This window comes from Clostridium sp. DMHC 10, from assembly GCF_001270375.1.
GTDB lineage: Bacteria > Bacillota > Clostridia > Clostridiales > Clostridiaceae > Clostridium_S > Clostridium_S guangxiense.
Map to the genome: position 1 here is coordinate 1,385,020 of NZ_LGVB01000015.1, position 23,882 is coordinate 1,408,901.

At 29.7% G+C, this 23,882-nt stretch carries 22 protein-coding genes and 4 pseudogenes; 22 read left to right on the forward strand and 4 right to left on the reverse strand.

What is annotated here, in order from left to right:
* Positions 1-118: 118 nt before the first annotated feature.
* The 15 genes and pseudogenes from rodA to AGR56_RS08710 all read left to right on the forward strand — a co-directional run bounded on the left by rodA (position 119) and on the right by AGR56_RS08710 (position 13,279).
* Positions 119-1,236: pseudogene (rodA, locus tag AGR56_RS08640) on the forward strand (rod shape-determining protein RodA).
* A gap of 263 nt (positions 1,237-1,499) precedes the next feature.
* Entirely contained in the window at positions 1,500-2,081 is a 582-nt protein-coding gene (locus tag AGR56_RS08645; protein ID WP_053241919.1) for a M23 family metallopeptidase, read from the forward strand.
* A gap of 62 nt (positions 2,082-2,143) precedes the next feature.
* Positions 2,144-3,008: pseudogene (locus tag AGR56_RS08650) on the forward strand (M50 family metallopeptidase).
* 84 nt (positions 3,009-3,092) lie between these two features.
* Positions 3,093-4,961: a TIGR03960 family B12-binding radical SAM protein gene (locus AGR56_RS08655; RefSeq protein WP_053241920.1), complete on the forward strand. Its 1,869-nt coding sequence runs from the start codon at positions 3,093-3,095 to the stop codon at positions 4,959-4,961.
* Positions 4,930-5,648: pseudogene (locus AGR56_RS08660) on the forward strand (TIGR03936 family radical SAM-associated protein). Before AGR56_RS08655 ends, AGR56_RS08660 begins: the two are co-directional and overlap by 32 nt.
* Before the next feature lies 1 nt (position 5,649).
* A complete protein-coding gene (locus AGR56_RS08665; RefSeq protein WP_231016785.1) occupies positions 5,650-7,101 on the forward strand; it encodes a ribonuclease E/G in 1,452 nt (483 codons plus the stop codon).
* A gap of 129 nt (positions 7,102-7,230) precedes the next feature.
* Positions 7,231-7,542: a 50S ribosomal protein L21 gene (gene rplU / locus AGR56_RS08670; RefSeq protein WP_053241922.1), complete on the forward strand. Its 312-nt coding sequence runs from the start codon at positions 7,231-7,233 to the stop codon at positions 7,540-7,542.
* A gap of 2 nt (positions 7,543-7,544) precedes the next feature.
* Complete coding sequence (locus AGR56_RS08675; protein WP_053241923.1) at positions 7,545-7,919, forward strand: ribosomal-processing cysteine protease Prp; 375 nt, start codon at positions 7,545-7,547, stop codon at positions 7,917-7,919.
* 4 nt (positions 7,920-7,923) lie between these two features.
* Positions 7,924-8,226: a 50S ribosomal protein L27 gene (gene rpmA / locus AGR56_RS08680; RefSeq protein ID WP_053241924.1), complete on the forward strand. Its 303-nt coding sequence runs from the start codon at positions 7,924-7,926 to the stop codon at positions 8,224-8,226.
* A gap of 124 nt (positions 8,227-8,350) precedes the next feature.
* Positions 8,351-9,626, forward strand: a pseudogene (gene obgE, locus AGR56_RS08685) (GTPase ObgE).
* A 10-nt stretch (positions 9,627-9,636) separates the two neighbouring features.
* Positions 9,637-9,930 (forward strand): ribosome assembly RNA-binding protein YhbY, encoded by a 294-nt coding sequence (gene yhbY / locus AGR56_RS08690; RefSeq protein WP_053241925.1) that lies wholly within the window; start codon positions 9,637-9,639, stop codon positions 9,928-9,930.
* Positions 9,931-9,956: 26 nt separating this feature from the next.
* A complete protein-coding gene (gene nadD, locus AGR56_RS08695; RefSeq protein ID WP_053241926.1) occupies positions 9,957-10,559 on the forward strand; it encodes a nicotinate-nucleotide adenylyltransferase in 603 nt (200 codons plus the stop codon).
* A gap of 10 nt (positions 10,560-10,569) precedes the next feature.
* Positions 10,570-11,139 carry a bis(5'-nucleosyl)-tetraphosphatase (symmetrical) YqeK gene (gene yqeK / locus AGR56_RS08700; protein WP_053241927.1) on the forward strand — a complete coding sequence of 190 codons (570 nt, stop codon included), beginning with the start codon at positions 10,570-10,572 and terminating at the stop codon, positions 11,137-11,139.
* Positions 11,140-11,148: 9 nt separating this feature from the next.
* On the forward strand, positions 11,149-12,369 hold the full coding sequence (locus AGR56_RS08705) for an LCP family protein (protein WP_242851379.1): 1,221 nt from the start codon (positions 11,149-11,151) through the stop codon (positions 12,367-12,369).
* A gap of 13 nt (positions 12,370-12,382) precedes the next feature.
* Positions 12,383-13,279 (forward strand): RluA family pseudouridine synthase, encoded by an 897-nt coding sequence (locus tag AGR56_RS08710; protein WP_053241928.1) that lies wholly within the window; start codon positions 12,383-12,385, stop codon positions 13,277-13,279.
* 78 nt (positions 13,280-13,357) lie between these two features.
* Here AGR56_RS08710 and AGR56_RS08715 read toward each other — a convergent pair whose 3' ends face one another.
* Complete coding sequence (locus AGR56_RS08715) at positions 13,358-14,608, reverse strand: D-alanyl-D-alanine carboxypeptidase family protein (protein ID WP_347460525.1); 1,251 nt, start codon at positions 14,606-14,608, stop codon at positions 13,358-13,360.
* A gap of 217 nt (positions 14,609-14,825) precedes the next feature.
* On the opposite strand from AGR56_RS08715, the gene AGR56_RS08720 reads away from it, so the two are divergent.
* From AGR56_RS08720 to holA, 7 genes are all read left to right on the forward strand, one after another.
* Complete coding sequence (locus AGR56_RS08720) at positions 14,826-15,458, forward strand: ComEA family DNA-binding protein (RefSeq protein ID WP_198149998.1); 633 nt, start codon at positions 14,826-14,828, stop codon at positions 15,456-15,458.
* A 63-nt stretch (positions 15,459-15,521) separates the two neighbouring features.
* A complete protein-coding gene (locus AGR56_RS08725; protein WP_053241930.1) occupies positions 15,522-16,283 on the forward strand; it encodes a cation-transporting P-type ATPase in 762 nt (253 codons plus the stop codon).
* A 41-nt stretch (positions 16,284-16,324) separates the two neighbouring features.
* Positions 16,325-16,798, forward strand: a complete 474-nt coding sequence (locus AGR56_RS08730) for a cation-transporting P-type ATPase (RefSeq protein WP_053241931.1) — start codon at positions 16,325-16,327, stop codon at positions 16,796-16,798.
* Positions 16,799-16,842: 44 nt separating this feature from the next.
* Positions 16,843-18,075 (forward strand): cation-transporting P-type ATPase, encoded by a 1,233-nt coding sequence (locus tag AGR56_RS08735; protein ID WP_053241932.1) that lies wholly within the window; start codon positions 16,843-16,845, stop codon positions 18,073-18,075.
* 80 nt (positions 18,076-18,155) lie between these two features.
* Positions 18,156-19,058 carry a ComEC/Rec2 family competence protein gene (locus AGR56_RS22700; RefSeq protein ID WP_053241933.1) on the forward strand — a complete coding sequence of 301 codons (903 nt, stop codon included), beginning with the start codon at positions 18,156-18,158 and terminating at the stop codon, positions 19,056-19,058.
* 13 nt (positions 19,059-19,071) lie between these two features.
* The gene (locus AGR56_RS08745) at positions 19,072-19,902 is read left to right on the forward strand and encodes a ComEC/Rec2 family competence protein (protein ID WP_084756921.1); all 831 of its coding nucleotides are present in this window, start codon (positions 19,072-19,074) and stop codon (positions 19,900-19,902) included.
* 2 nt (positions 19,903-19,904) lie between these two features.
* On the forward strand, positions 19,905-20,939 hold the full coding sequence (holA, locus tag AGR56_RS08750; protein WP_053241935.1) for a DNA polymerase III subunit delta: 1,035 nt from the start codon (positions 19,905-19,907) through the stop codon (positions 20,937-20,939).
* Between the two features lie 54 nt (positions 20,940-20,993).
* Here the strand turns inward: holA and rpsT are convergent, their stop codons facing one another.
* The 3 genes from rpsT to AGR56_RS08765 all read right to left on the reverse strand — a co-directional run bounded on the left by rpsT (position 20,994) and on the right by AGR56_RS08765 (position 23,756).
* Positions 20,994-21,260 carry a 30S ribosomal protein S20 gene (gene rpsT / locus AGR56_RS08755; RefSeq protein WP_053241936.1) on the reverse strand — a complete coding sequence of 89 codons (267 nt, stop codon included), beginning with the start codon at positions 21,258-21,260 and terminating at the stop codon, positions 20,994-20,996.
* A gap of 484 nt (positions 21,261-21,744) precedes the next feature.
* Positions 21,745-22,647: a sporulation peptidase YabG gene (gene yabG / locus AGR56_RS08760; protein WP_053241937.1), complete on the reverse strand. Its 903-nt coding sequence runs from the start codon at positions 22,645-22,647 to the stop codon at positions 21,745-21,747.
* A gap of 107 nt (positions 22,648-22,754) precedes the next feature.
* Entirely contained in the window at positions 22,755-23,756 is a 1,002-nt protein-coding gene (locus tag AGR56_RS08765) for a CotS family spore coat protein (RefSeq protein ID WP_053241938.1), read from the reverse strand.
* Positions 23,757-23,882: the final 126 nt, after the last annotated feature.

The following is a 23,882-nucleotide window of genomic DNA, read 5'->3' on the forward strand; positions in this document are numbered from 1 at the left end:
ATATTGTACATAGTTTTTTTATTTTTTTATGATATAATAAAATTCAAAAGGGCACTTAGCCCTATTTGTTTTGGTATAATTTCGTTTGGATTATTATAATAATTTTGGAGGGGCAAATATGCTTAAAAAATTTCAAATAGATAAGAGATTATTAAAACAAATGGATTTATGGTTAATTATAATTCCAACTATTCTTGTAGCTTTTAGTTCGGTAAATATTTATAGTGCAGTACATAATAATGCAAACCTTGCAAGCAATTGGAAACTTCAAATTGCTTGGGCTATTATTGGTTTCATAATTGTTTATATTATAATTAAATTTGATTATAGAGTATTAATTAACTATGCAGAAGTTATTTATTGGGCTTCAATTGTACTACTTATAATTAACGATGTAGCTGGACATACTGTTAATGGGGCTACAGGATGGATAGCCATAGGAAAAAGGGCTATTCAGCCATCAGAATTTGCAAAAGTAGCACTTATAATTTTAGTCGCAAAAAAACTCGATGTTATGAAAGGCGATATAAACAATATAAAAAACTTTTTTACTATAATTTTTTATGCTGGCATAACTATGATACTTATAGTAATTCAACCAGATATGGGAATGACTGAGGTATGCTTTTTTATAGTTTTAGGTATGCTTTTTATTGCGGGTTTAGATCTAAGAGTTGTATTGGGTGGTATTCTCACCATAATATTAGGAATAGCTGCGGTTTGGCCTACGTCAATTATGAAGGCTTATTGGAAAGAAAGGTTTACTAGTTTTTTGAGCCTGAAAAGTACATTAATTCGACGGGGCTGCAGCTTATACAATCGGAAATAGGTATAGGCTCAGGAGGAATATTTGGTAAAGGCTTTTTAAAGGGAACGCAAATACAAGGAGGATATATTCCAGAGACTCATACAGACTTTATATTTTCAGTAATAGGTGAAGAATGGGGACTTGTGGGTGGAGTAGCTTTGGTATTAGTATACTTATTATTGCTTTGTAAAATTGTGAATATAGGTAAAAATTCTAAGGATATATTTGGAAAGATATTTTGCATTGGAACTGCATCATCATTTTTATTTGCCATACTTCAAAATATTGGAATGACAATAGGAATTATGCCAATTTCAGGTATAGCACTTCCTTTTGTGAGTTATGGAGGAAGTTCTATGCTAACTGGTTTTATAAGCATTGGAATTGTTATTAATATAGGCATGAGAAGAAACAAAATTAATTTCTAAATCGTAAGTTTTTAGTAATAAATTTCTATTCTCATATATATAATTAGTATATATCAATTGTGTATAGGAGGAAAAGTGGGTAGTTTTAGTTCACAATATGAGGACTATTATAATAACATGCTTAAAAGAAGAAGTATGATTCTTTTTCGTCTAATGGATATAATAGAAAGGATTTAACGAAAAAGCTTATAAATACTTTAAAGTTTCAAATTGTTGGAACTATAATTTTATTTTTAGCTGTTTTTGCAATGAGAGAGGTTTCAATGCCGGAAACAAAAAATACTTATGAATATTGTAAATATCTTTTAAATGAAAATTATGATTATGGAGCATTGATAAAACAAGTCGAAACTGTAAACTTAAATGATGTTCAAAACTATGTTAATCAAATCAATTTTGATAATATAGAAGCGAAATCCGTGGATTATATTGAAAACTTTAAATCTAAGATAACAGGAGAAGAAACTGTTGATGAGAAAATAGAAAGCAAGTATGTAGTACCAGTGAACGGAAAGATAATACGTTCTTTTGGAGGTAAAAATGATCATAAGGGTATAGACATCGCAGCCTCGGAGGGTAGTAATGTAAAGGCAGTGTATAATGGAACTGTGGAATTGGTGAGTCAAAATAGTGAAATTGGAAAATACGTTGTCATCGATAATGGAGATGGAGTCGAAAGTAAATACGGAAATTTAAATTCCATAAGTGTAAAAAAAGGGGATGGGGTGACTAAAGGAGATTATGTAGGAAAAGTTGGAAAAGAAGCAGAAAAGGAACCATCACATCTTCATTTTGAAATTATGTATATGGGAGAAAACAAAAATCCCGAAGTTATTTTAATATAAATACGTCAGCTCAAAATTAGATTTTTGGCTTTGCGTATGAGCAATTAATGTGGGGCGTTTAATTGATTAAATTAAACAAATACTGTATTCCATATATTATAATACTATTCTTAGTTGGATTTAGAGGTCAACTTGCAACTATATTTATTTTTGTCATACTTCATGAATTTATACATTATTTAACTGCTAGGAAACTAGGATTTTCAGGTTTTCATATAGAAATACTTCCTTTTGGAGCGTCACTTAAACTTAAAGATTTAGAGGAGGCATCATGTAAGGAAGAGTTCATTATTTCTATATCAGGGCCTATGATGAATTTTGTTCTAGCGGTTATTTTTTATGCAGCTTTAAAAATGTATGATTATGATGAATTCTATAACTTTTTATAATTAATTTGTCACTGGGAATTTTTAATCTTTTGCCAGCCTTCCCATTAGATGGAGGAAGAATACTTAGAGATATTTTGTGTAAGAAGCTTTTATATAAGAAGGCTAGCAAAATTACAGTCTATGTAAGTATGACAATCGGAATAATACTTCAAATATTATATTTAGTACCCCTCTTCTATGGGGTTAATAATCTAAATTTAATTTTAATTTCTTTCTTTATTTTATCCTGTTCTTTTAAAGAAAAGAGAAGAATAGTTTATGTAATTATGGAGGATATAATGAAAAAAAGATTAAAGTTTATGAAAAATGGAGTTATAGAAAATAGAATAATATCTGTTTTCTATAAAAAGGATTTGTTATTTGGGCTAGGTATGATTGACAAAATAAATATACAATTCTAACTGTTCTAGACGATAATATGAGGGTTATGAAGATTATTTATGAAGAAGAAATAATAAATGCACTTAAAGAGTATGGAAATATTACATTTGAAGAACTTATTCAGATAAAAGGAAAGAATGTAGAACTTAACAGTTGAGTCATTAGCTATATATATGTTAAAATATTTAAATGTCTAAACTCAAATGATTTAACATTAGAGAAAAATTAGGAGGAAAAATTGATGAACAAATGTTCAGATGATATCTTATATAAAGTTGAGAAGCCAGCAAGATATGTTGGAAAAGAGTACAATTCAGTAATTAAGGATAAACAAAGCGTTGACATAAGATTTGCGTTTTGTTTTCCAGATGTCTATGAAGTTGGAATGTCGCATCTTGGAATTAAGATTCTTTATCATGTTTTAAATCTAAGAGAGGATACTTATTGTGAAAGAGTTTATGCTCCGTGGCCAGATATGGAGAAATTAATGAGAGAAAATAAAATTCCGCTCTATGCACTTGAAACAAAAGACCCTCTTTTTGAATTTGATTTTATAGGTTTTACACTTCAATATGAAATGAGCTATACTAATATACTCAATATGCTTGATTTATCAGGTATACCTGTGAGAGCGTCACAGAGAAAAGAAGAAGATCCAATAGTAATATGTGGAGGTCCTTGTGCGTATAATCCAGAACCTTTATATGATATAGCAGATTTGTTTTCACTTGGTGAGGGTGAAGAACATTTAAATGATGTTTTGGATTTGTACAAAAAGTGTAAAAGAGATGGAGTTTCTAAGAAAGAATTTTTAAGGATGGCATCTCACATAGAAGGAACGTATGTACCAAGTCTTTATAATGTAACATACAAAGAAGACGGTACAATTGATGAATTTAAACCTTTATATGATGATGTTCCTGCAAAAGTTAAAAAGAGAATAATTAAAAACTTTAATGATGTTGTTTATCCAGATAAAATCGTAGTTCCATATAATGAAATTGTTCATGATAGAATAATGCTTGAAACCTTTAGAGGTTGTACAAGAGGCTGTAGATTTTGCCAGGCAGGTATGATTTATAGACCTGTAAGAGAAAAGAAAACTGATAAATTAGTGGAACTTGCAGATAAGCTTATTAAAAATACAGGATATGAAGAATTATCACTTACATCCTTAAGTATATGTGACTATTCTGATATTCAAAATCTTATAAATAGGTTAGTTGAAAAATATAAAGATAGAAAAGTAAGTGTTTCTCTTCCATCACTTAGAATAGATTCTTTTTCTGTTGATTTGATTAAAGAAATTCAGAAGGTAAGAAAGTCTGGACTTACTTTTGCACCAGAGGCTGGAACTCAGAGAATGAGAGACGTAATAAATAAAGGCGTTACAGAGCAAAATCTTATGGATTCAGTGAGCAGTGCTTTTAAAAATGGATGGACTACAATAAAGCTTTATTTTATGATTGGACTTCCATATGAAACGTCAGAAGATGTAAGAGGAATTGGCGACTTAGGCAAGAAGGTAGTAGCTGAATATTATAAAGTTCCGAAGGAAGTAAGAAAGAAAGGGCTTAAGGTAACTTTAAGTACTTCAATCTTTGTGCCAAAACCATTTACTCCATTTCAATGGGCTCCAATGGATAATATAGAAAATGTAAGAGCAAAAATTGGAGAACTCAGAGCTGAACTTTCGGATGCAAGGGTTATAAATTATAATTGGCATGAAACTCCTGTAAGTTTTCTTGAATCAGTTTTTGCTAGAGGAGATAGAAGAGTTTGCGATGTGCTTATAAGAGCTTTTGAAAAAGGTGCAAAATTTGATGGCTGGTCTGAGTATTTTAATAATGATATATGGATGGAAGCATTTAAAGAATGCAGTGTAGATCCAGATTTTTATGTTTATAGAGATAGAAGCTATGATGAAATTCTTCCTTGGGACTTTATTGATGTTGGGGTGTCAAAGGAATTTTTAATGAGCGAAAACGAAAAGGCTAAGAAGGCGGTTGTAACACCAGATTGCAGGCAAGGGTGTAAAAACTGTGGGATAAACAAAAGCTTTAAAGAAGGGGAGTGTTTTGAAGGTGCGTTATTTAATAAAGTACAGTAAGGGTTACGATATAAAATTCGTTTCTCACTTAGATATAATGAGAAACATACAAAGAGCCTTTAATAGAAGCGGTCTCCCCGTGGAATACTCAAAAGGATTTAATCCACATATGACAATGTCTATAGCACAGCCATTGTCTGTTGGGGTTTATTCTGATGGAGAATATATGGATGTGGAATTTTTAGAAGAAGTAAATGAAGAACGAATAAGAAGCAAATTCAATGAGGTTGCTCCAGTAGATTTAAAAATAATTGAAGTTTTAAAAATTGAAAAGAAATATTATGATGATGGAAAAAAGTTGAGCAGTCTATGGCAGCCGTAATTGCAGCAAGGTATTCTATAAGTATAAGATACAAAAACGCAGATAAGTTAGCAGAAGAAATGAAAAATCTTTTACATGGAAAAGAATGGATTACTCTTAAGAAGAGTAAGAAAACTGAAAAAATGGTTAATATAAGAACTATGATAAGAAAATTAAATTATAGAGTTGATGGTAGCACTTTACGAATAGATACTTTATTATCATGTGGTAGTAGAGAAAATCTTTCACCAGAACTTTTGTGCAACTATATAAAAGACAACACAAGTTATGCAGATCTTAATTTATTTTGTGAAGTTAAAAGGGAAGAAATGTATGGGCTTAAAGAAAATAATTTAGTTTCTCTTTTTAAATTTTTCAAAATATGAGGTGTTTTTATTGAAACAGATATATGTGGAACGATGCAGTAAAATTTTACGAATAGCTATAAAGAAGGATGGTGTATTAGAGCAGTGTTTTGTTGAAGAGGATAACGATATATGTTCAGGTCAGATATACAAGGGCATTGTAAAAAACATAGTTCCTGCTATAAAATGTGCTTTTGTAGATATAGGAGAGTCTAAAAGTGCGTATCTTTATATGGATAGTAAGCTTAATAATTTAAATTTAAAAAAGGGAGAAGAACTTTTAGTTGAGGTGATTAAAGAAGCAGCAGGAAGCAAGGGACCCAAAGTTAGCAATGCTATAACTGTGCCAGGAAGATATGCGGTAATTATAACCTCACACAATGAAATAGAAATTTCAAAAAAGATAACTGGTGAGGAATATATAAATAAGCTTAAACATTCTGTACTAAAACCAGAAGATGTGGGAGTTATGATTAGGACCAATGCACTTAAAGTTGATTTTGAAACTATAAATATTGAAATAAAAAAGCTATATGAAATATATAAAAATGTGATTGCTAAAAGTGAAAATTCAAATCATAAGGGCTTAATGTATAATGCAGGTGGTGCAATAGCGAAGGTTTTAAGGGATAGAGTTGATGAAGACACAGTTGAAATAGTAGTTAGCAACAAAGATGACTTTGATTATATAAAGGAATATGTCGATAGTAAAAAAGACATAAATTGTAAGGTAACCCTGCATGATAATATTATAAATTTAATGGATTATTATGGCATAGAAAAGGAAATTCTGGAATTGACCAATGAAGAAGTAAAACTTGAATGCGGTGGGTTTATAGTAATAGATAAAACTGAGGCTATGTATGCTATTGATGTAAACTCAGGAAAAAATGTAAAGAGTAGGGACATAATGCGTACAGCTATTGTAACTAATTTAGAAGCTGCAAAGGAGATAGTTCGTCAAATAAAGCTGAGGAATTTAAGTGGCATAATAGTCGTAGATTTTATTGATATTAATGACAATAGTGTTAAAAGAAAAATCTTAAATGTACTTGAAGAAGGTTTCAAAAATGACAAAAGTAAAACAGTGATTTATCCATTTACGGAATTAAATCTTGTTCAAATTGCGAGGAGTAGAAAAGGAAAATCCATATGCGAATACATAGAAGAAAAATGTGAATTATGCAATGGAAATGGAAAACAACTTAGTTTGATTTATATGAAAAATCTGATAGCAAATAAAATTGCAAGATGTTTAAATGAGCATAGTGGTGAAAAAAACATTTATATAGAAATGGATAAAAGATACAGAGAAAAAATACTGTGCGATGCAAAAGCTTTTGCAACTGATGTTGGATTAGAAGATGGAAACATATACGTAAATTTTAAGGATAATATGAGACTTTTCAAAATTGAGCTTGTTGTTTTTAAAGATAAAATTAAAGAAATTAGTCAGTTTAAGATTTATGGATAAAATTACTTTACAAAGGATATTGTATGTGTTACAATGGCATTTGTAAGACCGCACAAAAAGGGTTTTTTATTAAACACATAAAATGTGTACCCTCACTGGCGAGACCGTATATGAGGAGGTGTTTTATTAATGCATGCAGTAGTTGTTACAGGAGGAAAGCAATACAGAGTTCAAGAAGGAGACGTAATTTACGTTGAAAAACTTGAAGCTGAAGTTGATTCGAGTGTAGAATTAGGAAATGTTCTTTTAGTTGAAAAAGAAGATGGAATAGTAGTTGGAAAACCTGTAGTTGAAGGAGCTAAAGTTGTTGCTAAAGTTGCAGCACAAGGAAAAGCTAAAAAAGTTATTGTATTTAAATACAAGAGAAAGAAAGACTACAGAAGAAAACATGGTCACAGACAGGCTTATACTAAACTTGTAGTAGAAAAGATTGAAGCATAGTTATGATTGATATAGCTTTTAAAAAAAAGGATGGTATGCTTGTTTCTTATGTTATAAGAGGTCATGCAGACCGCACAGCAAAAAGCTTTGAAAAAAGTAATGACAATTATGATCCTGAAACTAACATGCTATATGATGATATAGCTTGTAGTGGAGTATCACTTTTAGGTCAGATATGCATACTTGGCATTGAAGAGGTATTAAAATTAAAAGTTGAATGCACTGTAGAAGAAGGATACATAGCTTTGAATCTGGAAAATCTAACCTTGAGAGAAATTGAAAAAACTCAGGTTTTGATGGAGACTACGCTTATAGGTCTTAAAAATTTAGAATTAACTTATAGAGAATATATGAATATAATCTTGGAGGAGGTGTAGTTATATGAGAATAATAAACCTTCAGTTGTGTGCGCACAAAAAAGGAGTAGGTAGTTCAAAGAACGGAAGAGACAGTGAGTCTAAGAGACTTGGAACTAAATCAGCAGATGGACAGTTTGTTTTGGCTGGCAACATACTTGTTAGACAAAGAGGAACTAAAATTCATCCTGGTGCAAACGTAGGTAGAGGTGGAGATGATACTCTCTTTGCTAAAGTTGATGGTATAGTTAAATTTGAAAGAGTAGGCAGAACTAAAAAAGTAGCAAGTGTTTATCCAGTTGCCACTGAAGAAAGTGCAGCAGAATAGTAAGAGCACCCTTTAAATTAGGGTGCTTTTTTAAAACTCTTAAAATTTTGCTGATAAAAATCTTCAAAATGAAGATAATAACTTATAACAATTATACAAATTTTAAGGTAAAAGGTGAGAAAAAATGTTTATAGATACAGCAAAAATATTGGTTAAATCAGGCAAAGGTGGAGATGGCGCTATTTCTTTTAGAAGAGAAAAATACATTCCACTTGGAGGACCAGATGGCGGAGACGGTGGAGAAGGTGGGAGTGTAATAATAACAGTTGATCCTAATATGACTACTCTTCTTGACTTTAAATACAGGAGAAAGTATGCAGCTAATGATGGAGAAAATGGCGCAGGATCAAAATGCTATGGAAAAGATGGAAATGACTTATATATAAAAGTTCCTATGGGGACAGTTATAAGAGACTTTGAAAGCAATAAAATCATGGCGGATCTTGCTCACACGGGAGATAAGTTTGTAGTTGCTAAAGGTGGAAAAGGTGGAAAAGGAAATGTAAAGTTTTGTACACCTACAAGGCAGGCACCTAATTTTGCGGAGCCTGGAATGCCGGGAGAGGATAGATGGATAAAGCTTGAATTGAAGCTTCTTGCAGATGTAGGGCTTATTGGATTTCCGAATGTAGGAAAAATCTACACTTCTTTCAGTAGTATCAAAGGCTAGGCCTAAAATTGCTAACTATCATTTTACTACTATTACACCAAATCTTGGAGTGGTAAGTTTACCTGGTATAAATAGTTTTGTAATGGCAGATATACCTGGAATTATAGAAGGTGCAGCTGAAGGAGTTGGACTTGGTTTTGAATTTTTAAGACATATTGAAAGAACAAGGCTTCTAATTCATGTAGTTGATATTTCAGGTTCTGAAGGAAGAGATCCGTTTGAGGATTTTCTTAAGATAAATGAAGAGCTTAAAAAATACAATATTAAGCTTTGGGATAGACCTCAAATAGTTGCAGCTAATAAAAGTGATATGATTTATGATGATAAACAATTTGAAGAGTTTAAAGATAAACTTTTAAAATTAGGCTATAAAAATGTGTTTAAAATTTCAGCTGCTACTAAGCTTGGTGTAGATGAGCTTATAAAGGAAAGTGCCAGAATTTTAAGTACGATACCTGTAACGGATATTGAAATAGAGGAAGAAGACAAGTTTGTACCAGAGGATAAAAAGTTTACTTACACAATTAGGAAAGAAGCTAACTGCTATATTATTGAAGGAAGTTTTGTGGATAGACTTTTAAATAGTGTAAATGTAAATGAACCGGATTCACTTAGGTACTTTCATAAGGTATTAAAAAATAAGGGTATTATGGATGAACTTATGGAGCTTGGAATAAAAGATGGCGATTTAGTTAGATTAAATGATTTTGAATTTGAGTTTTTACTTTAGGAGGATTTTTATGTTAACTGGTAAGCAAAGAGCATTTTTAAGAAGTATGGCAAATACAATAAATCCGATTTTTCAGTTAGGAAAAAATGGAATAGACGAGACTTTTTTGAAACAAATAGACGATGCATTGGAAGCAAGAGAACTAATTAAAATAAATATTCTTGAAAACAGTGAGTTTACTCCTAGGGAAGCAAGCGATGTGATATGTAGCAAATTAAATAGTGAGGGAATACAGGCTATAGGAAGAAAATTAGTTTTATATAGGAAATCTAAGAAAAAACCCAAAATAGAAATTCCAAAATAAATCTAAATTTGATGAAGAGGGATATAATGGAGAAAAAGGCGATTTTGGGAGGTACTTTTGATCCTTTTCATAATGGACATATGAATATAGCTTATGAAAGCTTGTATAGACTTGGACTTGATGAAATTATATTTATGCCAGCGGGAAGTCCGCCTCATAAAAATGATAAAATAATAACTTCACCTGAGATTAGATATGATATGATAAAGAAGTCTATAACAGGTGAAGAAAAATTCAAAGTTAGTCGATATGAAATAGATAAAAAAGGATATAGTTATACTTATAAAACACTTGAATATATAAATTCAATTGAAAAGAATACAGAGTTATATTTTATAACTGGAGTAGATTGTTTAATGTATGTTGATGAATGGAAATGTCCGGAACAAATCTTTAAATGCAGTAAATTTGTTGTTTTTAATAGACCTGGATATGAAAGGAAGGATATTTTAAGGAAAAAAAGTGAAATTGAGAATAAGTATGAGCATGAAGTAATATTTATGGACATACCGCTTCTAGATATATCTTCTACACAAATAAGGAAAAAAGTAAAAAAATGCGAAGAAATAAAATATTTAGTACCCAGGGAAGTTTATGATATAATAAAGAATAATAAACTTTATATTTGAGGTGTTAATTATGTGGACAGAAAACGAAATTATAGAGTATTTAAAAAAAAATCTTAAGGAAAGTAGATTTAAACACAGTTTAAGCGTTAGAGATACAGCAGTTAAACTTGCAGAAAAATATAATTGCGATGTTAAAAAAGCCAGTATTGCTGGACTTGCTCATGACTGTGCTAAGAATATTGAGGATAAAGAAATAATAAATATATGTTCTGAAGCAGGATATATTTTAAATGAAGTTGAGCTTAAAAATCCAAGTATTGCTCATGGACTTGCTGGCAGTATAATAGCTAAAGATAAAATGGGAATAAACGATGAAGAAATATTAAATTCCATTAGGTTTCACACTACTGGTAAGAAAAATATGACGCTTCTTGAAAAAATTATCTATATAGCTGATTATGTTGAACCTTTAAGGGATTTCCCTGGTGTAGATGAACTCAGAAAAGCAGTAAATGATAATCTAGATGAAGCAATGCTTCTTTCTTTTGACCAAACAATAAAATACGTCATAAAAAGAGAAATGCTAATTCATTTGGATACTGTAGAGGCTAGAAATTATATGATTTATAATAAAGAGTAGGTGTAGTTAGTGAGAAATTCAAATGCAATAAAAAAAATACTTATTACTATCTCTATTATACTAGTATGTTTGCTTGTAGGTACTATTGGATTTTCATATATATATTTATCGTCTATGAAAACCAATTCTAAGGACATAAATTTAGAAGCTTCACCAGCAAAGGGGAATGAAGTTGTGAATTTTTTAGTTACTGGTGTTGATATAGGAAGTTCTGAAGCTGGAATTGATAATGCAGCACAAAGAACAGATACTATTATGGTGATTAGCTATGACCCAAGTCTAAAGACTATTAAGGTTATTTCTATACCAAGAGATACTAAAATAAAAATCAATGGAAAAAATGCGAAAATTAATTCTTCTGTACCAATAGGTGGAGCTAAATACCTTGCAGATTCCATTGAAAATATGATGGGGATAAATATAAATTATTATATGCAAGTTGATTATACTGCATTTAGAAATATAATAGATGCTATTGGGGGTATAGATGTAAATATTGAAAATGAAATGAATTATGATGACCCAGCTCAAAATCTTCATATTCATTTTACGAAAGGAAGTCAGCATTTAGATGGACAAAAGGCTGAAGAGTTTTTTAGATGGAGAAAAAATAATGATGGAACAGGATTTGCTGAAGGTGATATTGGAAGAATAAAATCACAACATAACTTTATTGAGGCAGTGGTTCAAAAATTAAAGACTAAAAGAGCAATATTTAAATTACCAGCAATACTTAAGGCGATTGCTAAAAATACAAAGACTAATATGTCGGCTTCAGAAATAGTAAAGTATGGATCAGCAGCATTAAAAGTAAATAAAAACAATATTACTATGAGCACAATAAAAGGAACATCTATGTATATAAATGGAGTTTCTTACTTTGTATATAATTCTAAAAGTAATAATCAAACAGTTGATGATAAAAGATCACCTGAAACTAGTAATGTAGATATTAAAAATTTGAAGGTGGAAATTTTAAATGGTACAGAAATAAATGGACTTGCAAAAAAGTATAGGGATAAGCTTATAAAAAAAGGATTTTCTGATATTACTACAGGAAATGCATCTAAAAAGCCAGTAAAGGAAACTAGAGCCACATTATATGGTATTGATGAAGGAAGCGCTTCGGAAGTTAAAAGTAGGCTTGGAATTGAAAATGCAGAACTCGTTAATAATAAGGCTCAGAAGTATGATATTATTATAATTATTGGTGAAGACTTTAAAGAATAGGAAGGCTTTTTAAATGGATAGTAAACTTAGTTTTTTTATAGAGAAGCAATATGAAGGTCGTAAAATAAAGGACTATTTAAAAGGAGTTCAAGGATTTTCAACTAGATTTGTAAGAGGTGCAGCATTTGACAATAGACTTTTTGTAAATGGAAAAACTGCAAGGCTTTCATATAAATTGAAATATGAAGATAAGATTGAAATAGAAGTTACAAAAAGCGAAAGCCAAAATGTAGAACCAGAAAAGATGGATATAGATGTAGCTTATGAAGATATGGACGTTATTGTTGTGAATAAATTACCAGGGATGGTAGTGCATCCTACAAAAAGCTATCAAAGTGGAACTTTATCAAACGGGCTTATATATTACTTTAGGGAAAAGGGAGAAAATTGCATAGTAAGGCTTGTAAATAGGCTGGATATGGATACTTCAGGGCTTGTTTTAATAGCTAAAAATCAATTTTCTCATATGGCGCTTGCTAGGGATATGAACAAGGAAAGTTTTAAAAAAGAGTATATAGCTGTAATTCATGGACACCTAAAACCTGAAAGTGGAACTATAGATAAGCCTATTTATAGAGACGAAGGAGGCTCCCTAAAGAGAATTATAGATGATAGAGGACAAAAGAGCATAACTCATTATGAAGTTATTGAAAAATATGAAGATAGCGAAATGGTAAGGTTAGTTCTTGAAACTGGCAGAACGCATCAAATACGCGTGCATTTAAGCAGCATGGGCAATCCTATATTTGGTGATTCTCTGTATGGTGTTGAAGAAAAGGAATATATAAATAGGCAGGCGCTTCATGCGTATAAGCTTCAGTTTCCTGATCCAAGAAGTGGAAAGGTAGTAAGTATTGAAACTGAATTGCCTGATGACATGAAGGAACTTGTAAGTAAACTAAAAAAATAGTATTAAGGAGGAAGAGATGTATTCTTTTTTCTCCTTAATACTATTTTTTTAATAATGGCCTTGTTTTAAAGCGTAACCTTAATAATATATATTTTTATTAGATTTTTTCGATTTAGCTTTGAAAAATATAAATAAACATCCAAGCAGTAATATAAAACAGAAAATTACTAATATAATGTATTGAGAGGTATTTGATATTTTATATGTTCCAATAGTTCTTAGTTTATAATTCGTACCACTTATGAGCTTTAAGTCAGATAAATCTTTATTATCAAGCTTAAGTTTCAAGGTTAACAACATATCTCCCTTATTGAAACTTGTTTTTTTAATTGATCCTTTTTTAATAGAATATTCAGGTTTAGATTTAGAGCCTTTTTGAGCCACATAATAGTAATCACTACTTGCAATAAGAGGGATTTTTGTTCCATTTAGATTATAATAGGTAACGATATCTCCTTTTGAAAACAACTTTTTCTCTTCAAAATTATTAAACGCATAATCCAGCAAAATTTTAGTATCTTCATAAAAAGTTTTTGTTTTACCATGAAAGGCAACTATAAAAGTTGAATTATTTCTAGTTGCTGCTGCTGAAAAAGAATGAAAAGATTGAATGGTATATCCAGATTTAGATCCTAAGATACCCTCATAATAGCAACTTGATTGCTTATATAATAGTTTATCCTCATTCCAAAATCTTCTCGTTTTTTTTGTATTATCAGCGTTAAATTTATTTGTAGGTGACATTTCATATACTAAAGTAGTAGATACTTTTGTAAATTCAGGATGCTTGAGTAATTCTTGCATTATTAAAGCAAGATCTTTGACTGAAGATTTATGCTTATCATCATATAAACCATTTGGATTTTCAAAATTTGTGCTAGTGCATCCTAATTCTTTAGCTTTTTTATTCATAAGTTTAGTAAACTCTGGTACAGAACCGCTTATATGATCTGCAAGAGCGACAGCAGAATCATTTGCAGACATTAATAATAGTGAATATAACAAGTCTTTAATTTTAAGTTGTTCACCATTTTCTATGTATATTCTATTTCCATCTATATATTTTGAATTTTTAGTGAGGAAATCATTGCTTACAGTGATTGTGTCTTCAAGATTACAATTTTCAATTGTTAAAAGAGCTGTCATAAGCTTTGTTGTGGAAGCCGGTGGAAAAATGGCATTCATATTCTTATAATATAAAACTTCACCTGTTTTTGCATCTATTAAAACTGCATTATCAGAGCTGATTGCTGGTGCTGATGGTGCAGCATAAGTTTCAAAACCTAAGTTGAAAATAAGTGTTGCTAAAACTAATATAGCGCATGCTATTTTTTCATAATAACCTCCTTAAAATAATCATGCTAATAGTATATCAAAAAAAATGTGATTATAGCAAAAAAAAAAAGTGTTTAAATTTCGCTGCATTTGGCGATAATTATAATGAAATTTAATATTTATAGGGTTCTTCTAATCACAAGCTACATAAATATTATAAAAAATAGCATTATGGTTAATATTATTAAAATTTATAGGGATGATAGTCATTATGATAAAAAATAGAAAGAAACTGATAGGCTCTATTATAATTTTGATTATTTTTGTAGGTTTATTATTAATAGGATACATATCTTATAAAAATAGAACTGCAAATGACTTTAAAATTGAGGATTCTTTTGTTAAAAAAGATAGTAAACAAGAATCTTCTAAGCAGGAAGCTTCCAAGAAAGAAATTAAGGCTCAAATTTATGGTGAAGTAAATAAACCAGGAGTGTATTCTCTTGATTCTGATGATAGGATTGAAGAACTTGTGAAGTTCGCTGGTGGATTTACTGATAAGGCCGATAAGTACAGTGTAAATGGAGCAGCAAAAGTAAGTGATGGTGCTAATATATATGTGAAGGCTAAGGGTGAAAGCATCAACACAAGTATAACAAATAGCAGCGAGGGAAATAGTAAAGCAGCGATGAATCAAGAAGAAGGAGAGAAACTTGATATTAACTCTGCAACGGAGGAGGATATTGTAAATAAAAAGATAAAGGGGATAGGAGATGGACTGGCTAAAAAAATAATTGAGTATAGAGAAAAAAATGGTGGTAGAATAAATTCTGTTGAGGATCTAAAGAAAGCCATAGGACCTAAAAGAGGTGAAAACCTAAGCCAATATGTTGAAATAAATTAAAAAATAAAGATATTGCCAATAAATACGATATTATTTATGTATATTTTACTGGGGGTTGATTGAATGATTGCTGATTGGTATGGTTTAGCTGCAGTTGATGTGGTCAAGCTATTCAGAAGTAACAGCATAAGAGGGCTTAATTCTGATGAAGTTGCTTTTAATAGAGAAAGATACGGAAGTAATGGATTAATTGAAATAAGTAAGAAAAAATTTATTTTTAGCGCACTTAGGGAAATGATTAAACCGTGGATTATGCTGCTTATCATAGCTTCCGCAATGTTTGCTTATTTAAGGAAATATGATATTTTTTTGCTTACAATTGTTTTTATGTTTTTAGATTTAGCTATTGTGATAAATACTTATTACAAAAAATACAGAGAAATCAAAAATATTGAAAGACTTAATTATAATTTTTGTAGTGTGCTAAGAGGTGGAAAGCTCATAAAAATTCCTGCTATGGAACTTGTAGTTGGTGATATTATTATTTTTTCTAAGGGAGATATAATTCCAGGAGAAGTCAGAATAATTGATTGTGATAAACTTAAAATCAATGAAGTCAACATAACTGGTGACGAAAGTATTGTGGAGAAATTTTCAGCCAAAATAGGAGGAGATGATATACCTATATCTGAAATGAAAAATATGCTTTTTAAATCTTCAGTAGTTGTTTCAGGAGAAGGGGAAGGCATAGTTGTTTCAGTAGGTATGAATACTGAATTTGGAAGAATAATGGATTCATTTTTCAATGGAAATAATAACAGAAATTTTATAACGGATAGAGTTAAAGAAACTGTTAATGCTTTTACTGTAATTGCTTTTTTATAGCTATATTTGTTATTATATACAAGAAGGCCTCCTATGAAGGTATGTATGAGAGTGCACTCATATGTATATCTGGAATGCCAATGGAAATTACCTTCATCTTATTTGAAATATTTCATATATCTAAACAATACTTAAAGCAAGATAAAATTGTTTTAAAAAACTTGTCGATAATAGAAGAATTGTCACAAATAAATGCAATATGCATAGAAAAAGAGGATGCACTTACTAAGAATCAAATGTTTATTAAAAGCATATATGATAATACAGATTTAAAAACGGCAGATAAAGATTTAATATGGACAGATAACATAGAAAGAATAATGAACATAGGTATTTTATGTAACGATTATAATCAAAATGATTATTCTCATACTACATTAAATATTGTGGAAAGATCAATTATAGATTATGTAGAAAGAAAAGGAATTGATATTTTTGAAGTTAAAGGAATTAAGAGAATTTTTGAAATACCATATGATGCTGAAAAACGAATAAAACTACAGTTAATAAAATAGATAGAAAATATAGAGCAAATGTAAAAGGTGCTTTAGATGTTATTTTGGAAAAGTGTACTCATGTTATGATTAATGGTACGGAGAGAGAAATTACAGATGATATTATAAACAAGATAAAATTAGCAGATATACAAATGAGTAGTGATTCACTGCATGTGGTGGCTTTTGCATATAGGAATTTTAACTATAGACCTAGTGAGGATGAAAATATAGAGAGTAATCTCGTTTTTGCAGGTTTGGTAGGGTTTGAGAACCCAATAAAAGATGATTTTAAATATACCCTTGAAAGATGTAGAAATGATGGAATTAAACCTATTATATTTACTGAAGATAGTAAACTTACAGCATTGTCTATAGGAAATAAAACACGTATTTTAAGTGAGGGAAATTCTGTAATATCTGGAATTGAACTTGAAAATATACTAAATGATGAATTTGAAAGACATGTAGAAAAAATAGGGATGTATTCTAGAGTTTCAAATAAAAATAAAGAAAACATTGTAAAAACACTGAAGAAATTTGGATATAATATTATCATAAGCGGATCTAAGCTTACAGAACTTCCAACATTAAAAGAGGCAAATTTATTTATATCTTCAGGAAGGACATGTAATAAAATAGTAAAAAAACTCAGTGATATATTTTTTGAAGAAAATGATTTTGGAAAGATATTGAAGATAATAGAAAATAGCAAACGATTAATAATATCAATAAGGGATATGATTAAAAATATAATATTGGGTGATATTTGTATTACGCTTATGCTGCTGATATTTTCTATGCAGAACAAAAACATGCCTTTTGATATATATGCAATTATATGGATGATATTTATTTGTTTTAATTTAAACGGAATAGCTATATTAACAAATTATACTAATGTTTCTGTTGAATATGATTATGAAGTTGAAAAAGAAAGATTATGGAATATAAATATATTCTCAGTTTTATTAAGCAGCATCTTTATATTAATGATTAGTTTTTCGGGGTATTATTTTCTTTCAGATTATAAGCATATAACAAATGCAGATAATTTTATTTTATATAGTATTATTTATGCAAGTATCATATATGTTCTTATAAATAACTTCAAAAATAATCTGCATTTTTATATTGTTATAATTGCCAATATTGCTATTCAAAGCTTAATCTTATTTACTGGTGCAGGTAAAGCTATTTTCAGCATTGATATTCTTAGTTTATATGAACTAGAAGTGCTTGGGGTAGTTCTTTTAGCTGAAGCAATTTTGCTAGGAATTAAAAGAACATTTTCATAGATGTTAGGCTTGTTTCAAATAAGTGTTGATTAAACTTTATAGTGATGGTTACAATTTAAAAAGTGGAGGTGTATTTTTGTATGAGTAATCCACTGGTATTTTATTGTATCAGCACTATAATAGGAATCTTATCATATATTATTTTAAATTATAGTATTGTTTTAGGTGCAGTAATAGCTGCATCTTTTTTTGGAATATTGTATTTTAATATAGACAAAAAATTTTGTGCACTGTGTATTTTATTTGTATGTCTTGGTTTTGTAAGTTCAAATTTATATTTTAATGTTAAAATTCCCAAACAGGCTGCTTTAGAAATTAGAATAAACAGCAAAAATAATTATTATGCTGAAGGAAGTTGCTTAGGAAGAAATTTTAATTTGAAGGGGAACTTAAACAAAGTAAGTGTTGGAGATTTGGTAAAAATATACGGTGAGTTTAGCAAAGATATAGATTATGATAATGGAATAATAGGTGATTTAAATGTCAAGGAAGTTAAATATGTAAAGAAAGATTTTATTTCTCAAATATATGATTTTAGAAGAAAGATATTTGAAAAGTATAAAGGAGAAATGGGAAAAGATGATGCAGGAATTGTAATGTCTCTTTGCTTTGGAGATACTTCAAATTTAAGCAGTGAATATAAAAACAATTTAAAGACACTTGGTATAATACATGCCATAAGTGTATCTGGAATGCACATAGGAGTTATATATATTGTCATGGAGAAATTGCTAGGCACATTTGGTGCACTTATAGTTTCTCTAATATATGTTATATTTACGGGTAATCTGCCTGCTACTGTTAGATCATTTATAATGATAGCTATTTTAAAATTATCTTATAGAATACATAAAAACTATAATGCTCTGGTTTCTTTAGCATTTTCGGCCCTTGTTATGCTTGTATTAAAACCATATTACTTATTAAATATAGGTTTTGATCTTTCTTATCTTGCTACTTTAGGTATAATAATTTTTTTATAAAAAAATAAGAAGAATGATGTATAAGCTTCCACAAAAATTAAATGATGCTTTAAGCGTTACACTAAGTGCACAAATTTTTTCTGTTCCATATTGCCTTTTAGTGTTAAACAGCTTTAGTGGAGGATTTATACTTGGAAATCTTATAGTTGTACCAGTATACTCTTTAATAGTGCTGCTTGGGAATGCAGGAATATTTTTATTCCAATTTGACTATCTATTTTCGTTATTATGCAAGGGTATTGATATTATTTTAAAATCTTTAGATGGAGTTATAGATGATTTACTATTTATTACTCCACATATAACCTATGCAACAAGTTTTATAGGGGTTGCACTTATTTTTATACTTGTAAGTTTTGCTATGTATTTAAAGGGAAATAAAAAGCTTAAGTACTTTCCTGTAATTATATTCATAGCTGTTACTTTTCAAAGCTATTGCGTTTTCCCTAAAATAAGCTATGTTACGCTTAAAAATAGCAGTGCTTTAATAGTAAATTATAAAAATAGATCTGTTGCAGTTATGAATGGTTATACTAAAAACGAAAAGGATAAAAAGGAAATTGCTAATAGATTTAGCGTAAATGGCTTCGTATATAACTATAAAACATTTATTATAAATAAGGTTTATAGAATATCTGTGGATAGTTTAAAAAATAACGTTGAAATTTATTGCAATGGTAAAAAAATGCTTCAAAGTGATAGTAATAATATAGTTTATAAAAGAAGTTATTTAAATGGATATGATATAATTAAAATGGATAAAACCCAAAAATACGATTCGTATAAGATAAAAGCTTCTGCTTTAATTATTTTTGGCAAGATATTAGTTTTAAGGGGTGAATAAGGTTGATAAATTACCTGGAGCTTGATGATGATATAAAAAAGGGAAATTTAAAAAATTCATATATAATATTTGGATTTAATGAACAGCTTATTAAAGATTATATTAAAAAGATTATAGGCAAGCTTGTAAATAAAGATTTTATAAGCTTAAATTATGATGTTTTTGACGGCAGCACTGTAGATTTTAATTCAATATATAATGCTTTAGAAACAGTTCCTTTTATGAGCGAAAAAAGGGTTGTTGTTGTTTATAGAGCAAATTTTTTAGGCGATAATTCTAAAAACTTCAATAAAAATGGTGATGATATAGTTAAAAGCCTTGAAAATTATATAACTAAAATTCCAAAGCAAAGTGTTTTTATAATGTATTATGTATTTGACAATCCTAGGGAAAGAATTTCAAAAAAAATAAGGAGCTTTGAAAAAAAGACTTGTGTAGTTGAATTTTCAAAGCTTAAAGGATTGGGACTTCAAAAAAAGGTAAAAGAGATTTTTGAAAGCAAAGGTAAAAATATTGGCAAGGCTGAATTAAGCTTTTTTTGCAGTAAGGTAGACGATAATGTTGATGTTATAATCAATGAAGCCGAAAAACTGTGCTGTTATGCTATAGATAGGGATATAACTCATGATGATATAGAATTAATATGCCATCCTAAGGAAAGCAACGATATATTTAATTTGGTAGATTTTATATCTCAATCAAAGCCGGAAAAGGCAATTGAGATATTAAATGAAATTATGTTTAAAGGTGAAAAAGCCAGCGTTATATTGTACATGATAGAAAGACAATTTAGGATAATGCTTAATTTAAGAATAGGTATGGAAAGCGGAAAAAGTAAAGAAACTCTCTCTAAGGAATTGAGGTTAAACATATATATATGCGATAAAATGATGCATCAATGTAAGAGCTTTAGTGTAAACAAGATTGTAGGGGCAATTGATTTGTGTTTAAGTACAGAGAAGGAGCTTAAAAGCTTATCTGGAGAAGCAAAGTTTAAAATGGAGTTATTGATAATTAATATAGCAATTCTAAGATAAAACTTTGTTTTAAATACGTATAAAAATAAAAAACCGGATAAACCGGTTTTTTTTCTATGCGTTTAATGCATTTAATTTAAAAGCTAATCTTGATTTTTTTCTTGCAGCTTTATTTTTATGGATTATACCTTTAGAAGCAGCCATATCTAAAGATACAGAAACTGTTTTATATGCTTTTCTTGCTTCTTCAACATTTTTAGCATCAACAGCACTTTCGAATTTTTTTATGTAAGTCTTTAAAGCTGACTTAACCATTTTATTTCTAAGAGTTTTTGTTTCTATTACTTTTATTCTTTTTTTTGCTGATTTTATGTTTGCCATTTTTTCACCACCTCAAATTTTATATAACCACACAGCTTTGGGGAAATCTGCGTATAAGTAACATTCACATTCAACATTTAACAAATGCCATTATAACATTAATCAAGATATTTATCAAGTGAAACTTATACAATTTAAGAATAGTATGTGTAAAATAAGAGAAAATAAAGATAAATTAACTCAATTTAAGTTATCTCAATATAAAAATATTGTGAACTAATTCGAGTTAAGGGTTTTTAACTTGCCTTGCTCGTTAAAAGACTAACTTTTTTCACTTATGTGAAAAGTGAAGGGTTTGACGATGCTTTGCACGTCAAAGGTGAACTTTTCGTCTAAAGCCAAAAGTTAAGGTGATTTTTCCTTCTCTGCTGTGCTATGTATAAATAGTTGTATTTTTACACTTATTTAAAAACATAGCCAAATCTAAATAAAAAAATAAGCCAGTCACCCCCCAAAGGCATAAGCAACTTATTTTTTGATGTACTTATATATATGCGGACTTAGGATACCCTTCTCTACACTTACCTCTAGTTTGTAGTCCACCTATACCCTTAAACCCTGTCACAGTGTTCTTAACAACCTCCTGAATATTTACTATTTCACTGACATTTGTATATGCCACCTTCTCACAAATAAAAACAGGATCAAGGCAGTGAATTAAAACTCTACCAGGTGAACTTGCGTAGTTGGCGCCAGCATCAAGCATTGCTTCATAACAAGATTGACAGGCTCCTGCAAAAATCACAAGATCATCATAACTTGGTTCGTAGTCTCTAAGTTTTGCAACAGATTGAACAAAATACTTTGAATTCCTGTAGCTTTCTATGTCCATGTAATCTCTTGAATTTTTAATCATGCCATCGTGACCGGTTATTACAACAATATCTGGTTTTACTTCCTTTACTAAAGAAACAATAAGATCCGGCTGATCCTTTTCAGAAATAACCTTGCCTACAGTATCTATCTTAAGCTGTTTATAAACCTTCAAGCATACATCAAGATACTCGCTATCACCGTCAACATGAAGGACTTTGCCTGGTCTTGCAAAGGTCATATTTTTAATATTTTTATCATCTTTGTCATTCTTTATCACTCTGTGGTTATACCTTTTTCTGTTTTTTTTTATACTCTCTTCTTTATTTAATCCCCTGTCCATTATTATCTTTTCAATAGATTTGTTTATGTTCTCATTAAATACAGTTTCTATTTCACCCATATTATTTGAATCAACTTCCATAAGGTCATCCACTGGTGAATCTGCAATTATTCTTAAATTAACACCATTTAAGATGCAATAAGTACCATTGGGACCCTCCTTTATGTCTATTATCTTAAATGTAATATCACAATCATGTGATTTTCTAGCAACAAAATCACCAATAACCAAAAATCTCACCCCACAGTAAATCTCAGATAAAGATACAACACTTTTTTATAAAATTTAAGTGTAGTATCCATATATACTATGAAGGCGAGACAAAACCTGTTCTTATATTATTTTTGGTCATAAGTTTTTTTGAATTCTTCAATAAACGCAGTATATTTTTCTCTCTCATCTATAAGTTCCTTTATCTTATTGTTAAAGGTATTTTGTCCCCAATTTACTTCATTATAATAATACCTATTTGCAAGTCTCCACAACCTTTGTGGGAAAACCAAAAATGCATAGAGAACTCTATATTCCTCCTCATGAAGCTTTGAAACCTCATCGTATGCTTTGAGTATGATATTGGCATACTCTATGTTCCAATCACATCTTTTAAGAACCTTTATCATAAAATTGGAGATATCATAAACTCTTACTTCCCTTTTACAGTAATCAAAATCAATTACATTTACCTTTTCATCTTTGTCAATTATAATATTATGATAAGTAAAATCATGGTGGCAAAAACTCTTTTCCTCCTCAGTTTTAGCACATATCTCAGGGTACTTTGAATCTTTCAATATTTCCATTGATTTTTTCCCCTGCTCTTTAAAAAAGTCAATACTTTTTAAATAATTAACATCAAATTCCGTTTTGTTATTTTTCTTTCTAGCCATGTCCCTCATTTTTTCAAAGGATCTAACTCTTTTTTCCATAAGATGAGGCCATCTACCAAGGTCGCTTTTCAATTTGCTGTTTTCTGGAGGTTCATATCCCTTTGAGCATTCATGCATTCGCGCTAATATCTTAGCAGCCTTAACAAGATCATCCTTGTCAGTAAAACTGCATTCTCTTCCATCTATCCATTGTGACAGAGTATATATATCCTCATTTACCAATGCATAGGGATTTCCTTCCACATTAAGGCAATATTTATCTACAAAATTAAAATCATGCTTTATAAGATGTTCCTTAGCACCATATACAAATAACAATTTTTGAACACCATAATTTATTTTTTTTAGACATTTGCTACCTTCATTTGTTTTTAAAAAATACACACCCTTATTTGGTTTCATAGATTCAATTTTAACATCAAATTGTCTTTCTATTTCAAATTCCCTCATCATGTTTTAATCACCTCCCATATATTCTAATTTATATGTAAGTGGAAAGAACTTTAGAAGAAAAAAATATATATCTTTAACACTTTATACTTCATTTTAATATAATGGATTGTAATGATTTTGGGAGAG